At 46.3% G+C, this 15,132-nt stretch carries 14 protein-coding genes; 10 read left to right on the forward strand and 4 right to left on the reverse strand.

Features of this window, described 5'->3' with window-relative positions:
* Positions 1-538: 538 nt before the first annotated feature.
* The 3 genes from AC3ITG_RS06065 to AC3ITG_RS06075 form a co-directional block, all read right to left on the reverse strand.
* Positions 539-2,338: a 5'-nucleotidase C-terminal domain-containing protein gene (locus AC3ITG_RS06065; RefSeq protein ID WP_489253147.1), complete on the reverse strand. Its 1,800-nt coding sequence runs from the start codon at positions 2,336-2,338 to the stop codon at positions 539-541.
* A 191-nt stretch (positions 2,339-2,529) separates the two neighbouring features.
* The gene (locus AC3ITG_RS06070) at positions 2,530-2,937 is read right to left on the reverse strand and encodes an ImmA/IrrE family metallo-endopeptidase (RefSeq protein WP_062323893.1); all 408 of its coding nucleotides are present in this window, start codon (positions 2,935-2,937) and stop codon (positions 2,530-2,532) included.
* Between the two features lie 42 nt (positions 2,938-2,979).
* Entirely contained in the window at positions 2,980-3,426 is a 447-nt protein-coding gene (locus AC3ITG_RS06075) for a helix-turn-helix domain-containing protein (RefSeq protein WP_489254423.1), read from the reverse strand.
* A gap of 859 nt (positions 3,427-4,285) precedes the next feature.
* Here AC3ITG_RS06075 and AC3ITG_RS06080 point away from each other — a divergent pair.
* The 7 genes from AC3ITG_RS06080 (at position 4,286) to AC3ITG_RS06110 (ending at position 10,254) form a co-directional block, all read left to right on the forward strand.
* Positions 4,286-4,768, forward strand: a complete 483-nt coding sequence (locus tag AC3ITG_RS06080) for an ArpU family phage packaging/lysis transcriptional regulator (protein WP_113051765.1) — start codon at positions 4,286-4,288, stop codon at positions 4,766-4,768.
* 95 nt (positions 4,769-4,863) lie between these two features.
* Positions 4,864-6,534, forward strand: a complete 1,671-nt coding sequence (locus AC3ITG_RS06085) for a GAF domain-containing sensor histidine kinase (RefSeq protein ID WP_489253148.1) — start codon at positions 4,864-4,866, stop codon at positions 6,532-6,534.
* A gap of 18 nt (positions 6,535-6,552) precedes the next feature.
* The gene (locus tag AC3ITG_RS06090; RefSeq protein ID WP_413375954.1) at positions 6,553-7,275 is read left to right on the forward strand and encodes a response regulator; all 723 of its coding nucleotides are present in this window, start codon (positions 6,553-6,555) and stop codon (positions 7,273-7,275) included.
* Between the two features lie 182 nt (positions 7,276-7,457).
* Positions 7,458-8,033, forward strand: a complete 576-nt coding sequence (locus tag AC3ITG_RS06095) for an NADPH-dependent FMN reductase (protein WP_079695181.1) — start codon at positions 7,458-7,460, stop codon at positions 8,031-8,033.
* A gap of 19 nt (positions 8,034-8,052) precedes the next feature.
* Entirely contained in the window at positions 8,053-8,523 is a 471-nt protein-coding gene (locus tag AC3ITG_RS06100; RefSeq protein WP_072734393.1) for a VOC family protein, read from the forward strand.
* On the forward strand, positions 8,520-9,155 hold the full coding sequence (locus tag AC3ITG_RS06105) for a VOC family protein (protein WP_489253149.1): 636 nt from the start codon (positions 8,520-8,522) through the stop codon (positions 9,153-9,155). The genes AC3ITG_RS06100 and AC3ITG_RS06105 overlap by 4 nt, the downstream gene beginning before the upstream one ends.
* Positions 9,130-10,254, forward strand: a complete 1,125-nt coding sequence (locus AC3ITG_RS06110) for a hypothetical protein (protein WP_489254424.1) — start codon at positions 9,130-9,132, stop codon at positions 10,252-10,254. Before AC3ITG_RS06105 ends, AC3ITG_RS06110 begins: the two co-directional genes overlap by 26 nt.
* 55 nt (positions 10,255-10,309) lie before the next feature.
* On the opposite strand, the gene AC3ITG_RS06115 is transcribed toward AC3ITG_RS06110, so the two are convergent.
* Positions 10,310-10,792 carry a hypothetical protein gene (locus AC3ITG_RS06115; RefSeq protein ID WP_489253150.1) on the reverse strand — a complete coding sequence of 161 codons (483 nt, stop codon included), beginning with the start codon at positions 10,790-10,792 and terminating at the stop codon, positions 10,310-10,312.
* A 542-nt stretch (positions 10,793-11,334) separates the two neighbouring features.
* Between AC3ITG_RS06115 and AC3ITG_RS06120 the strand changes: the two genes are divergently transcribed.
* The 3 genes from AC3ITG_RS06120 to AC3ITG_RS06130 all read left to right on the forward strand — a co-directional run bounded on the left by AC3ITG_RS06120 (position 11,335) and on the right by AC3ITG_RS06130 (position 14,959).
* On the forward strand, positions 11,335-13,188 hold the full coding sequence (locus AC3ITG_RS06120) for a DUF4127 family protein (protein WP_489253151.1): 1,854 nt from the start codon (positions 11,335-11,337) through the stop codon (positions 13,186-13,188).
* A 165-nt stretch (positions 13,189-13,353) separates the two neighbouring features.
* Positions 13,354-13,713, forward strand: coding sequence for a hypothetical protein (locus AC3ITG_RS06125; RefSeq protein WP_489253152.1), 360 nt, complete (start codon positions 13,354-13,356; stop codon positions 13,711-13,713).
* A 340-nt stretch (positions 13,714-14,053) separates the two neighbouring features.
* Positions 14,054-14,959 (forward strand): hypothetical protein, encoded by a 906-nt coding sequence (locus AC3ITG_RS06130; protein ID WP_489253153.1) that lies wholly within the window; start codon positions 14,054-14,056, stop codon positions 14,957-14,959.
* Positions 14,960-15,132 lie beyond the last annotated feature (173 nt).

The raw sequence follows: 15,132 nt of genomic DNA on the forward strand, positions 1-15,132 counted from the left end.
CTTTATATAATAGAGCGATGTATAATAGGTCCGGATATTATGCGGTAAGAGATGTTTGTGGTTATGTAACGGATTAAAGCGTTAAAAAGAGGGCTATAGTCATATGAGGATGCAACAATATTTGCGTATTTTCATACAAAGTAACTAGAATTCGAAAAATTGTATTCTGTATACAGCAGGTTTGTCCTTAAGAGCTTCAGGCGTAGCTTGCCAGGAATCTATGCATGTGCAAACGTGCAAACCATGAATGAGAAATATATCGAGTTGAATGTGAAATAACCGCATGAGAGTGGCAATTTTGGGGATATCTTCTATAGTCCATGGTTGAGGACAAGAGATGAAGTGATTTCTCAAAGTGACTTTGGGGATTTATTTTTGCAGCAAAGCTATATTCAAGTAAACATGGAGTGTACAACTCGGCAGTTAACCATTGAGTGATGTAATTTGTAAAATAGAAAAGGGTGTCCATCAGCCGGTTATGGCTTGAGGGACACCCTTTCTTTGGATCTTATTGGTACAATTCTGTTCGTCTCTGAACTTAAGAGGCTGCAGGCAGTTTCAATTGTTGACCTGGATAAATCCAGTGTGGATTTTTGATCTTATTCAGCTTTTGCAGAGCTTGCCAAGTGGTACCGTATTGTTTGGAGATGGAATACAGGGAATCTCCGGATTTTACAACATGCACTTTGGCTGGAGCTGGTTTACTTGGCGTCGGTTTCGACGGTGTTTCTGGTTTTGGTGTCTCTGGTTTCGGTGTAGTTGGAGCTGGTGTTTCCGTTACTGGAGCTTCCGGTTCAACCGCAGGAGCTTTTGCTTCCTTGATTCGACCGTCTGTTTTGATGGCTACAGCGCCCAGTTTTTGCATGTATTCGATCAACGCTTCATCCATAGCACCGTACATGCCGGACGTTGTGTATTTCGTAAACATCGTGTACTCGTCACCACCAACAGCAGTGAAATCATTCGTAGCCATTGTGTACGTTGCTTTTGGATCAAGGGCTTTATCTCCGATCATGACGGAGTGTACACGGCTGCCTTTGGCAGCGGAAGAATCAATGCTGAATGTCATGCCGGATACTTGTGGGAATCCGCCACTTGGTTCCGGATAAGATCCTACACCGTTTTCAAGGGCTGCGAGTACATCAGAGCCTTTTACTTCAAGCGTTACAACCTGATTACCAAAAGGAAGTACAGTAATAATATCACCTTTAGTTACGATACCTTTTTCAATGGAAGAACGAATACCGCCACCGTTTGTGAGTGCGATATCGGCTTTGCTGATGTCACGGATGGCATCTGCCAGCAGATCACCCAGGTTGGTTTCACCTGCGCGTACTTGTTCACGTTTGCCGTCCAGCAGAATCGCTGTATTGGCTACTTCTTCTTTGAGAATGGGTTCTTGTTCTTTCTGAATGGAGTTTACCAATGCGGCAACTTTCTCATTCGGTTTGATGTCTTTTGCTTCAGTTTCATCAATCAGTGTTGCTTGTTTTTTCGTTACTTTGCCGCCGTCAACCCACAGGTCGATCACGCCTACAAAGTTTGTATATTCTCCAGCGCTGGCGATCAGTGTTCCGTTATCCGATACAAGTCCATCTTGCAGAACCGTATGGCTATGACCGTCGATGAATACATCAATGCCAGGCACTTCTTTTACAACTTTGAAGCTAGTATCGGTGCTGGACGCGTCTTGTCCAAGGTGTCCCAATACAACAACAACATCTACTTTGCTGCGAATTTCGTTCACGAGAACTTTGGCTTCCGCAGCTGGGTCTGTAATATCAAGACCTTCCACATTTTTCGGATTCGTTTTATACATCGTTTCAGGTGTAGTCAGCGCAATGATACCGATCTTCACGCCGTCTACTTCTTTAATGAGGTAAGGATCGAAGAGACGAGTTCCGTCTTTCTTTTTCACATTGGCACTGAGCATTGGGAAGTTCATCATATCCGCAAGTTCGATGAGGCGCTCGGAACCGTAGTTGAATTCGTGGTTACCCGGTACAATCGCTTGATAACCAATTTCGTTCATTACTTTGACAATGCTCTCACCGTTAACGAGTGTAGCAAAGGTTGTACCATGCACTGCATCTCCGGCATCCAGCAGAAGGGTATTTGGGTTTTCGCTACGGTATTTGTCCGCAATTCCAGCAACTTTGGCGAAACCCATCGCAGGTGAGGACTCAACTGCGCGTGCGTGTGTGTCATTCGTATGTAGAATAGTAATGTGCTTACCAGTGCCCGGAGTGGTATCCGTTGCAGCAGCGGCAATGCCCACACTGCCAAACAGCAGACAGAGCGTTAGCACAAGTGAAACATAAGTCTTCCAGATTTTCATATGAATCAGTAACCTCCCAAAAATAATAATCTACCTGAGCGTTTGCACAACTCATGTTGTATTTTACCAGACTACTATTAGGAAATCTCGTGATTTGTGTAAAAATAGGTAACCTGAAAGTGACATCTGATTTTCATAGTGGAAGATTAAGAGAGAACTCCACTTGAAAGGAACGTATGTTCTTAAAATGGCTAAAAAAAATGCTGCACTTCACGTGGCAGTCCAGTACGCAAACAAAATTTCTCCAGTGATTCATCCGGCTCTGGCATCACCCCTGAAGTTAGGAGCTGTATGGCAAAACGATTGGCCTGTCTTTCCAGCTTGCCTGGGGCAAAATAGGAGTGTTCCTCCAGAAAGAACCGGTTTATACCTTTGTGCAATCGGTCATGTCCAAGTTCATGGGCACACACGAAACGTTGCCATTCCGGCGGTAAATCATTGTGAATGACGATAAATCTGCGACGGAGCTTTCGGAAATACAGTCCTTTGGTAGACTTGCCCAGATTGGTGAACCGGATCTGTATTCCAATGGCTCTGGCGATGCTGAAAGGGCAGTTTGTCCGGTGTTTTCGAATCAGCTTTGTTACAATGTCATCCATATCATCTCACCTGCTGCTTTATTTTGTTCAGCTTGAAATGCTTCATGGGCGCTCGTCCGGATCGTTCGTTTTTTTGCGTTTGTTCATCTGTTTGGCTTCCCAGAACAGACCTGTCAGGACATCCTTGATTCGTTTCTTATCCTCATCATCCAGCGGGATGCCGTCAAACATCAGATCATCCTCGTCCTCGAGCATCTTTTTGAAGTCTCGACGGTCCTTGTAAGTTGCCCATTCTGGAGCGTCATGGAGCTCACTTGCTGTATTTCCGGCTTCTAGATAACCGGCTTGTTTCATCATATCCGCGTAGGGAACCGAGAGTGCGTCGGAGATTTTGCGGATAGTAGCAGGCTTGGGAACACCGCGTACCCCATTCTCAATGCGTGAAATTTGCGAGTTGCTGATTCCTGCTGCTTCGGCGAGCTGATTGATGCTGTATCCCTGTTGCTCGCGCAGTTGTTTCAGATAAGGACCAAAAGCGTGCTCCACAATTCATGCCACTCCTTTGATTCGTACAAGTGCCTAAATTATATATTAAGAGAACTTGTCTCACACGAGTCACTCCGATGGCAGAACAACCTTTCGATCACTGTTATCCCAGATTTCTTTGATTCCCTTCTCATAAGGGAGAAATCCGGTGATAAAGGTGAACGCTACGCTTCTCCAGGTTTTTTCTACCCTCTCCGTTAAACGTGCAAATCTGGCATTCAATCTTAAAATATAAAAAGTCGGACTTATACGAGGATCTTTAATTATCTGTACTATATCGTATATATACCATTAGGTAAAGGGATATGAAACAATTATGCCAAAAGGTAAAGGAAACGAGAGCGCGGGTTTTATTTTATAGTTAAAATGACCCAAAATGAAGGTTTACGCCGATCCCCAGAAAGTGGTATCCTCAAATAGAAATACGAACAAAATACGAACAAAATGTAAAGTTGAGACAAGTTGGATGATGAGGAAAATGAATTCTTCCTGCTTCATAGCTGACTTAAATTGATTCCAAAAGGCAACAGAAAAAACTTGAAGAATGCCGTTACTATTTCAGAGAACTGGATAACTCTAATAAAGATGAGATGAATGCGAGTTTAACTTTTATAGAATGAATTTTAAGTTACGCAAACGAAGAGGACAGAAAAAAGCTGGAGAAGCGAAGCTAAAAGCTTTCTGAAAGAAAGCTACTTCGGAAGCATATGCTTCGCATTTATCACTGGATTTTTACATTAGAAAATATAATCAAAAAAAATCTGGGGATAACAGCGATCGTAAGATTTTTCTGTCATCGGAGTGAACATGCGAAGCTACTAGACTTTCATTCTATAACGAATGTTAAAGGAGGAGAATGAATATGGAACTGATGCTGCCCGAATTGGACCGACGCAAAACACAGACTGCTGTTGAAGCCGCGCTGGAAAAATACCGGATTTATAAAACGATTGCTTTTGAAGAACGAGAGGTAATGGTGACGGCGAGTTACGCAGAGCGTTTCCATGGTGCAACGAATGTGACCGGGGATTCCACTGCCAGAACGGCAATCTATAATGTGGATGTACAGCGCGCACGTCAGGCGTACTGCGATACAATTGATTTTGTGGTATCTCGACTGAGCGAGAAGGAACGTGTACTTGTCAGAGAACGTTATCTGAAGGATGACGATGTATTTGACTATAAAGTGTATAACCATGTGTTTGACCCGCCTGTCAGCAAGGATACGTATACGAAGATTCGGACACGTGCTTTCTATAAAATGGCGCTGGCTCTGTCGGATCGGGGTCTCATTAATATGGAGCCTTTATCTGCATCTCGCAAAGAACGAAAGAAGCTGGGCTAGAGATGAAGCAAGAAGTTCATCCTTTTATATCCTTCGCTGATTGTATACAATAATTGAAAACAACACTAAGGATCAGTCAAAGGAGAGGAATCCGCATGACGGAACAAGCCGGAATGCAGGAGATGTACACACTGAAGACGATCGCGGAAACGCTCAACACATCCAACGACCTGAATCTGATGCTGGATACGGTACTCGGTAAATTGTTGGAACTGACGGGATTGACTACGGGCTGGGTGTTCCTGATCGATGCTCAGGGAGAGTACTCCTGTGTTGCTGATTACAGTCTGCCTCCTGCTCTGCTGCATCATGATAAGGAGCCGATGCGCTGCGGGTCTTGCTGGTGTGTGAATCGCTTCCGGGACGGGAGATTGGATAATGCCGTCAATATTATTAATTGCAAACGCCTGGAGGATGCCGTCGATCATCAATGGGGAGATACCCGTGACATCACCCATCATGCAACGGTTCCGCTCCGCTCGGGGGAGAAGATGCTGGGACTGCTGAATGTTGCTGCACCAGAAAAAGAGCATTTTAGTGATAGTGAGCTGGCGCTTTTGCAGGCTGTAGCTTATCAGCTAGGTAGTGCAATGGAGCGGATGCGATTATATAGCGCAGAGCAAAGGCGAGCGGATCTGTATGTCAGGCTGGGGGAGTTCAGCCGATCGCTGGGCGTGACGGTCAACGATTGCAACAGTGGAGACGATATGGCCAAGACGGTTGTAAAGCTGCTTGGACATCATTATGACTGGCCATTTGCCGCACTGTTATCCCAGAAGAACGGAAGCTTTATGGTACAGGCCGCTCATGCTCATGGCAAGTCCGAAATGATGACACCATCTGGACTCTCTCCAGAGGTGGAGAATCGCATGCATCGTGTGATTGATTCTCATCGGGCTGTGGTATTGTCGGCAACGGAAATCCAAGATGTTTCTGCCATTTGCAATAATCAGTTCCCTATGTCCGTTTTGGCTTCGGGCTTGGCTGCACCCATCCCATTAAGTTCTCCTGGCGAAACGGCAGTACTGGTGGTTGGATTGAGCTCGGCCAATGATTTCCTTCAGGCAGATCGTGAGGTTTTCGATGCACTCGCTGAACATATTACAGCCTCGTGGGAGAGTCTGAGACTGGTATACAAACGCCGGGAATTGACCCGACTGGAGGAACGAAACCGACTAGCTCGGGATTTGCATGACTCGGTGAACCAAATTTTGTTCTCCCTGTCCCTGACAGCCAAAGGTGCGGAGAGCATGTTAGCCGGATCACAACAGCTGCATCCGGCTGCGGAAGCGATGAAGGATATACGTTCCTTGTCACAGGAAGCATTGAAGGAAATGCGTGCCTTGATAATGCAGCTTCGTCCGGCGGGGTTGGAGTCTGGTCTGCTCAGTGCATTGCAGGAATACGGTACAGGACAGGGATTGCAAGTCGTTGTACATCGGACAGGTATGCGCTCCTTACCTCAAAGTATTGAGGAAGGCCTATGGCGTATTGGACAGGAAGCGCTCAATAATATACGTAAACATGCGGGAGTTCCTTCCGCTGAGATATCCCTCCAGCTAAGCGATCAGGAAGCGGTATTAATCGTTACAGATCGTGGGAAAGGTGGAGCCAAAAGGCGTGAGGCCTTGCCTGCCAGTTCACTTGGTCTGTCCATCATGAGAGAACGGGCCCAATCGCTGGGTGGCAGGCTTGAACTTGTGAGTTCATCCCGTAAGGGAACATCGGTAACGGTCGTCATTCCACTTCCGTCCGAATCTGTATAAAATCAGGGGGAAGAAGACATGCCGATTACGATTTTACTCGCGGACGATCATGCAATGGTGAGGCGCGGGTTGCACGTTTTTTTGTCCACACAGCCAGATATGGAAGTCGTCGGAGAAGCCTCGAACGGACAGGAAGCACTGGAACAAGCAGAACAACTGCATCCGGATGTGGTGTTAATGGATCTGCATATGCCCGTGCTTGACGGGATTGAGACGGCGAGAAGGCTTCGTGCGATCTTGCCTGGAATCCGTATCATCGTACTTACGTCTTTCTCGGATCAGGATCATGTCGTACCGGCCGTACGTGCTGGGGTGAAGGGATATTTGCTGAAAGATATTGAGCCAGAGGATCTTGCCGTTGCCATCCGCAATGTGCATGCAGGTCAGGTAGAACTTCATCCAGCGGCAGCAGGACAATTAATGCATGTGATGGCTTCGTCTGAACTGTCGATGAATGAAGCGCATGGGCGGGCAAATCCCCATACGTCTAATCGGCTGCCAGAGCAAGAGCGGGTTGGGCTGGGAAAAGAAACTTCTCATGGACCGGACATGCTCACCCGTCGGGAACGAGAGGTTCTGGGGTTGATCGCGCAAGGATTGAGTAATAAAGAGATCGCCATAAAACTAATCATTACTGAGAAAACGGTGAAAACCCATGTCAGTCATCTTTTGGACAAATTGGGACTGGCAGATCGCACACAAGCTGCGCTTCATGCCGTAAGAAATGGTTGGGTCGTCTGATCCATCTTCCAATATTCTCAGACTAAAGTCGTAGAAACTCAACCCAAAGGTTGAGTTTTTTTGTGCTGCAAGTTAAGTCTATCTGCCGACGATTCCGAGGTAGAAGCAAGGTAAGATGAGAGTAGAGAAAGTTGAATCGAAGAGAAAGAATGTTTTTATAAAATCGAAGGAGAGTGACATAGATGAATATTATCATTTTGGCAGGCAGTAATCGGAAAAATGCAACCAGTACACGTTTAGGGGAATATGCAGTGGAGGTAATCAGCGGTCAGGGGCATGAAGCCAGCTTGTTCGATTTATATCAGACACCGCTCCCATTCTACGCACCGGATGAAAAACAGAATGAAGATCAGAATCTGTCTGACCTGAACACACGTATGCTCGCCGCAGATGCCATTATTCTGTCTACGCCAGAGTATCATGGCAGCATCAGCGGTGTACTCAAAAATGCATTGGATCACCTGAGTCAGGCTCATTTCAGTGGTAAACCGGTATTGTCCATCAGCTCAGCAGGAGGTGCGGTGGGCGTAAGCTCGCTTTTGCAGCTGCAGGTGATTATTCGCAATTTGCACGGTATTAACGCGCAGGAGTGGATTTCCATTGGTGGTGCACAGCGCAGAAGATTTGAAGCAACGTTTGACGGATACGAAGAATTTGAAGGCAGTCAGGACATTGAGGATCGGATCAAACGCGTGATTGGTTCATTTTTGCACCTTTCCGAGACGTTAACTGCAGTACGGAAGCCGTCCGGGAGTTAAGAGAAAAGAGGTTTTCATCATGATTAAAGGCATATTTGAGACTCATCTGAATGTAACGGATCTGGAGAGATCCCATCATTTTTATGAACAGATTGTTGGATTGCAGCATGCTTATGGGCAGAAGGAACGTGGGAACTCCTTTTACTGGATTGGCGGTGAAGGCAACGCGATGCTTGGACTGTGGCAAAAGGACCCTTCCGAGGTGCAGCGACAGCATTTTGCTTTTCAGGTATCGTTGGAGGACATGAAGCAAGCTGTCACTTACCTGGAGGATAAAGGAATCAATACGCATAACTTTCAGGATGATGATATTGGCGAGTTATATGTATTTGGATGGATGCCGGCTGTGTCCGTATATTTTACCGATCCGGATGGTCATTCCCTGGAATTCATATCGATGCTCCCGGATGAAGCGAAGCCGGAACTTGGCATGGTGCCATGGAGTGAGTGGGAGAAGATGCACGGTCGGGTGAAGGGGGACACAGCATGATTTTTGAAGAGGTCAAATTATATACAGCACGATTGGAAGACATTAAGCACTTTTATATCAACACACTGGGTTTGAACATGGCTGAAGAGTCCGAGCATGCCTTCACGCTACAGATTGGTTTAACGAAAATGATATTCATGCGAAGTGAAGCAGACAAGAATCCGTTTTACCATCTGGCCTGGATGATTCCAACCAATCGTTTTCAGGAGGCCAAGGCATGGGCAGCGGCACGTGTCCGTCTAAGTAGGCATGAAGGTGATGATGAGACTTATTCAACCAGTTGGAACTCAAATTCGCTCTATTTCGAAGATCCTGTCGGTAACATTATGGAGCTGATTGCTCATCATTCCGTTCATAACGAGAGTGACCGCCCCTTTTCGGAGAAGGATCTGCTGCAGGTGTGTGAGGTGGGACTTGTCACGGAAGATGTGCTTTCTGCGGTAGATGAACTTGAGCAGATGGGGTTGAAACGATGGAGAGCGATTAGCGATACCTTTGCCCCTATAGGGGATGTGAACGGTTTGTTTATTGTGGTGAGAAAGGAGCGAACCTGGTTCTTTTCGGAGCAAAAAGCAAACATATATCCGCTGGAAGTGTCCATACGTGATGTTGGGAGACTTCGAATCGGCTAAAATGCGCGGAACAGCAGGCAAAACGGTCATATGTGCACCATTTGAATCATCTTATAGAAGTAAACGCTTTAAAAAGAGTGTTTTGCTAAAAAAACTGTTGCTGGTTGTCTGTGTATCAGGGTTCGCATCGATGAAGGGTGGTGGCATGTTGGATCGACGTTTGTTGGAAGAAGGGCTGGCTGTTATTGTGTCCAGTCGGGAGCGTACAGGAGATTTGTGGCACGCCCATTATGGGGCGGGAGCTATTGCGGCTTACTTTTGGGTGAGGGAAAATCGTCTCACTGCCCTTGCGGCGGGCAGTGTTACGGCTGAAGCGAAAGCCATGCTTCGCCAGCACGGGTTGAATGGTGGCTTGAACTCCCGGAATGGAGATGTTTTGCCAAGGGAAGAGGCCGAAGCGCGTATTACAGCAGCGCTGGATCGAACCATCGGAGAGCTGCACTGGGTTGGTCATCAGGCCATCTATGGTGCCCTTAGTCTGAAAGCCATTCGTGAACTGGATGGTTGGGGCACGGAGCAGGACATGGATCAGATGGTTGAACTTATTGATTCTTTTGAACGAACCATTCCAGGTAGATCCTGGGTAAACACAACTGTGAAAGAAATTCGCAGCTTGAAGTTAAGTGAGGCAGACGGATTCCCTGATATAGAACGCCCGGAACAATTGTCCCGGCTGATTCTGGATGAGCTTGGCGCATTTCGTACCATCTATCAGGCAGAAGCACATCATGATCTGATCGGCCACATGCTAACCTACGGGCACGCGCTTAATATATTATTTGAACTGGATTACCCTGCTTTGTTCCATAAAGGCATTCCGCCTTTTCTCAGGATGGTCAAGGCGCTGCGACTGAGCCGGGATGTGGATGCCGAACAGGAGATGCCAACGCTTCAATCTCCAGTTGATCGTCTGCCATTGATTCGTGCAGAACGCTCTGTTGCACTTCCACATGAACTGGAATACTGGCTCACCGACAGACGTTCCCGCGATTGGCATGGAGGTCATGTGTTCAAATTTCCATTCAGCTTCTACCATCATGCAAGAAACGGAAATTCAGTTCCGGAAAGCTGGGAAAACTTCCGCTATATTATCGCGTGAGCAAAATACGTTTAAGAGAGCACAGCCTGAGATGGCTGTGCTTCTTTTTATCTTTTTAACGGGACCAAATTTCAAGGATAAACAGGATCAAAATGACTCTGGATGCCAGCATGTATGGTGATTTTCGTATGGGCTGACGCGCTGTCCATATTCCCCAGGAACTCATAAGTGCAATACTTCCCCAGAACATCCATAAGGGAATGCCTTCGGGCGTAAATGGAAAGGACAGCGAGGGCAGACCTGTATTGCCAGCCCCAAGAAGAACAGTGGTCATATAGACGAGCAGAAGGAAAAGTAACTCAAATAGCAGGGTTTGCAGCCAGAAATAATAGATGTGCAGCACTCGAAGCAGAATGACTGTGACCAGGATAAACAGGATACCAACGGATGAGAATGTTGCAGCGGTCCATCCAATGAGTGATGAAGTTACAATATCTGTTTCCTGATATAAGGTGTACATTGTCAAAGCATACATAATGGGGCCGGCCATATAACTGGTAATAGCGATCCACAGATAGAACCAGAGCTTTTTTTTCATGATCGTATCCATCCTTTATTGTAAATAGGGTTAGAAAGGCCACTTATATCATATAAACAGCAGCAGAAATGGATTTGTTGGGTTATCCGGCTGAAGTCCCTGCAAGAAACCGACGTTTAACCGTCATGATGGCGACAACAAATAGACGTAATCCATACGGATAACCGTCAGCGCGACCGATTTAAACATGTAAGATTGTATTATCGGATCAGTAGCAAGTGACATATCCCGATAAGCACATACGCTAATGTACAGACCGGCCAGGGGCCGGTTTTTTGATGCGGTGATTGCACTCTTGCTCTGATCGGGTACTAAAGGGAGAATGAATATATCATTATAAGTTGAATTTAATTTTTACACCAAAACGGAGAGTGCAGAACCAATCTGAAGAAGCGAAGTGTTCGCCTTTAGCACCGGATTTTACCCTTGAACTAAGGGATCAAGAAAATCTGGGGATAAGAGCGATCGGAAGATGGTACTGCAATCGCAGTGACAAGGTGTAACATCTCTAGTTCAACTTATCTAACAGGAGGTTTTAGGATATGAAAACAGTATTGTATGTTCCACTGGATGATCGTCCAGCGAATCTGGATGACGTCGTTGTACAAGGAAAAGCAGCCGGTATCCATATCATTACACCGCACCTGGGTGACATTCAAAATCGTCTGGATTCCGAGAAAACGGTAGAAGGTACCACATTGCTTGGAACGTCTACACCTACGTATGGGAAACCGTCCAACATTCATGATTTTATTTTGAAAAATGCCGCTAAAGTGGATGGATTCATCATCTCTTCCGATATGCTGGCTTATGGGGGGCTGATTGGCAGTCGTCAGCTTCGTGAAGATGGAGGTGGCACATATCCTGATTACGATCAGGACACCACCCGTTTGCTCGATGTGATTAAAGCCATTAAAGGGAAATATCCACGCAAACCGGTGTTTGTAATGGATACCATTATGCGACTCGCCACCACCTCATTTGCAGATGGTCTCGCATTGGATGCCTACAACGAGTCACGTGCACTGATGCAGCAGCCACGCCAGTCCTTTACGGCATTCGAGGATATTGTGAACGGGTACAACCTATCTCCAGAGTCTACGGAATATGGGGACACGACGTATTTTAATAAAGAACAGTACTACAACACCAGACAACATAAATTTAAAACCAATCTGTACATTCTAGATAAGCTTGCTCGAAAAGGATATATTGACTTCCTCGCCGTAGGCGTCGACGATGCGAATACGCAAGGTGTTCAGATTAATGAGATCAATTATGTGGAAGCACGAATCAATGAATGGCTCGCTGGGACGGATGGACAAAATCCCGATCGGGCGATTATCCTTCCAGATGCGGATGGCCTGGGTCACGCTCTGGTGGCACGTATGGCTAACCAACTGCTTCGTGGTGGGAAGAAGACGCGTTATGCAGTGAAATATTTTGGCCCTCATGGTTCCACGATTATCAATGCCTACGAATATATGAATTTGCACGAGAATGTGGTGCGTCATGTGGATATTGTTGGTGGTGTGGTTGTAGCGGATTCCGCTTATCCAGGGCCTGATGTGGTAACGGATACAACTTCCGATGAGGAAAATGGAAATCAATTGATGAATGCTACATCTGTCGATGAAGCTTCTTCGTTTGATATGGCGTCTGAGCTGGATCGCATGACGAACCGGCATCCAGGCAAACCGGGTAAAAAACCGGTGGACATTGAGATTATTGCCATTACTGCCTTGGATCAGGTGCAAGCGGCTGTGGCGCAATTGACGAGCAATAGTGAGAAGGGTCTGCCTTCGGTGTTGATTGATTTTGTAGGAAAAGGTCCGGCCAACGTCGATGTAGCCGAAGCACTCCTGAACAGTCCGTATACGGGGCGGGTTCTGGGTTACAGTGCATGGAATACGCCAGGAAACAAAATCGGTATGGCTGTGGGTATGGGACAATCCCGTTATGCTTTGATTACAACAGAAACACATGCCCATGCGTTGCGAGATGCCATGAATGCACAGGGGTCATTGTTGTTCAAACGTTTCCTGAAAGATTACTACTATAAAGCAGTAGCAATTGCAGATATCCGCACGTATTCCAGAGCGCATGCGCTGTATACCAATGTGGCAACCCTTGCGGATCAGAATATGGTGTTGTTTAACTCAGAAGCAGATTATGCTCATTTGCAGACTTTACTCAGGGATCTGATGCAGACCCACACCACGGCACTGGCGAACAAAACCGCCTTTGCTCAAGGTAATGTAGCGATCAAACAAATTTGTAATGGCGAAGCAGCTTATGCGGAGTATTGCAGTGCACTGCTGGAATATGCGAATCCCGATTTCATTTGGGGACGTGCGTTTGAGATTACGTTGAATCCGAAAGTTACGCTGAAATAATCTATTTTTTTTATTTGTGTACAATCGCTTAAAAAGGGTGACAGTTCGTTTGAAAACCTATACGATAATCGTTTAGTTACTCTTGATGAAGGTTCAGCTTCCATTAATTAATAGCCAAGTCAAGGCCCCATCAATTAGGGGCCTTAATCTATCCCTGGAGGTAATATGAAAAGAAAATTGTTATTTATACCTGTCGTTTCTTTGATTTTACTTTTGATTGGGTGTTCATCTTCCTCAGGAAGTTTTGCTTCAGATAAAATGATAAAACTAAAAGAAGAAGTCTATATTACAAGCAATGACATAATCTCAGAGGAGGAACTAGCTGAACAAATAGGTGAGATAGAGGTATCCTCGACCAATGAGAGTGATCACGGTGATGGGAACGTTATAAGCTCCAACACCTACAAAGTAGGTACAAAACTATTTAAAATCAAAAACGAAAACAGTAAAGATATGATTGCTGTAGAGGACTCTACAGAGAAATACCTCATTGCCTATAATACCAAATACAAAGAAATAAAATAATGTTAATAAGACGTCTTATACTTCAACCAAATGATCGTCTTTTTTCCACCCCAGATGCACCCTTAATCGCACCGAAGTCGTACGAATGACCATCCGCGCTAGGAATGAAAGGGTGTAAGATTGTATTATCGGATCAATAGCAAGGACACACACCGAAAGCACATACGCTAATGTACAGATCGGCCACAAGGGGCCGGTCTTTTTGTTGCGGTGAATGGTGTCCAGCTTTGGCTCCGGTAGATACGCAGAGGCTGAGTTAAAGGGGGAGTTCGTTGCTGCCACATTGTCGCTGCACAATGCGGGCAGATTGAAACTTGCAGCTGAAGGGGGCGAAATAAATGTGTCTATGAGTAGTGACTTAAACAACACGGACAGCACAGGGCAAGCGAGTAACGTCATCAGACGAACGCTGAAGCAGAAGCTGGAGGCTCTTGTTCCGGCATGGAATGGCCGAGTAAAGGACATCCCTGCACCGGGAGAGGTGTTAGCCGGACCCTGTGCCGTGATTGCTTTTGCAGAAGAAGTACCGAAGTCTGCTTGGGCGGGGTATAGGAGGATCATCAAAATCTCTCCATACGCACGCCCCGAAGATGGAGGTGCTGAACAAGTAGAGACTTGGTCAGCAGCGCTGATGGAAGGACTGCATCAGGTCCGGCTGGAGGATGAAGAGGGCGGGGCATTTACCTGTATTTATCTGGGTTCTTCGGATGGTGATCGTGTGGACCCCAGTTCTGGACTGGTTACGCGCAGCCTACGGTTTGGGGTGTATGTTCCGGAAACGGTGGAATACGCTCAGGCTGAAACCACAGATTCGTGGATGGATGCACTTCGTGGTTGGACACGAACTCAGCTCGGACAGGAATGGTCCGTATATGGGGATGTGTGGCCTGGAGGTTATAAGGCCAAGTCCGTACTGTGGCGATTGACGGGATGCAGTACAACCACCGCAGGGACTTCTGCGCTGGAGATTCGCAAACAATGGATTGGGCATGTGCTGGCTGCGAATGTGGGAGATGTCCATCAAACGGTCACACATCTGGTTGAGCAACTGGCTGTGCAGACCCGGATTGCTTTGACGGATACAGACGGTACGCGATTTGTGACGGTGGATGAAGTTTCTGCCGACTTGCAGGCAGACGCTTACTTGAACGGGCAGATTCGTCTGACGTTGCAGCAGCGTATTCGCCGTCCGGGTACGGATGTGCCATTAATCCGTGAGATTCACCATAGCAAAGGGATAGAGTAAGCGCTAGTCGAGAGGGACTCTAGATGGGGTTCCAGATGAGAAATTCAATATCATACTTTAGCTTCAAATTCATAGGTTCATAGTTTCGTAGGTTCATAGGGACAAAAATTCATAAGTCAAAATTATGGTGCAAAGATCAGGTTCAACGAATTCAGTAGTCAAACAATGAGGTG

The organism is Paenibacillus sp. GL_099_B (genome assembly GCF_057835695.1).

Excerpts from the sequence above, each read along its gene's own strand:
- AC3ITG_RS06110 (WP_489254424.1), top strand. The coding sequence starts at position 9,130 with ATGTTGGGAGACTTCGAATCGGCTAAAATGCGCGGAACAGCAGGCAAA.
- AC3ITG_RS06125 (WP_489253152.1), top strand. The coding sequence starts at position 13,354 with ATGAAAAGAAAATTGTTATTTATACCTGTCGTTTCTTTGATTTTACTT.
- AC3ITG_RS06085 (WP_489253148.1), top strand. The coding sequence starts at position 4,864 with ATGACGGAACAAGCCGGAATGCAGGAGATGTACACACTGAAGACGATC.
- AC3ITG_RS06070 (WP_062323893.1), bottom strand. The coding sequence starts at position 2,937 with ATGGATGACATTGTAACAAAGCTGATTCGAAAACACCGGACAAACTGC.
- AC3ITG_RS06090 (WP_413375954.1), top strand. The coding sequence starts at position 6,553 with ATGCCGATTACGATTTTACTCGCGGACGATCATGCAATGGTGAGGCGC.
- AC3ITG_RS06100 (WP_072734393.1), top strand. The coding sequence starts at position 8,053 with ATGATTAAAGGCATATTTGAGACTCATCTGAATGTAACGGATCTGGAG.
- AC3ITG_RS06095 (WP_079695181.1), top strand. The coding sequence starts at position 7,458 with ATGAATATTATCATTTTGGCAGGCAGTAATCGGAAAAATGCAACCAGT.
- AC3ITG_RS06120 (WP_489253151.1), top strand. The coding sequence starts at position 11,335 with ATGAAAACAGTATTGTATGTTCCACTGGATGATCGTCCAGCGAATCTG.
- AC3ITG_RS06065 (WP_489253147.1), bottom strand. The coding sequence starts at position 2,338 with ATGAAAATCTGGAAGACTTATGTTTCACTTGTGCTAACGCTCTGTCTG.
- AC3ITG_RS06080 (WP_113051765.1), top strand. The coding sequence starts at position 4,286 with ATGGAACTGATGCTGCCCGAATTGGACCGACGCAAAACACAGACTGCT.
- AC3ITG_RS06115 (WP_489253150.1), bottom strand. The coding sequence starts at position 10,792 with ATGAAAAAAAAGCTCTGGTTCTATCTGTGGATCGCTATTACCAGTTAT.
- AC3ITG_RS06105 (WP_489253149.1), top strand. The coding sequence starts at position 8,520 with ATGATTTTTGAAGAGGTCAAATTATATACAGCACGATTGGAAGACATT.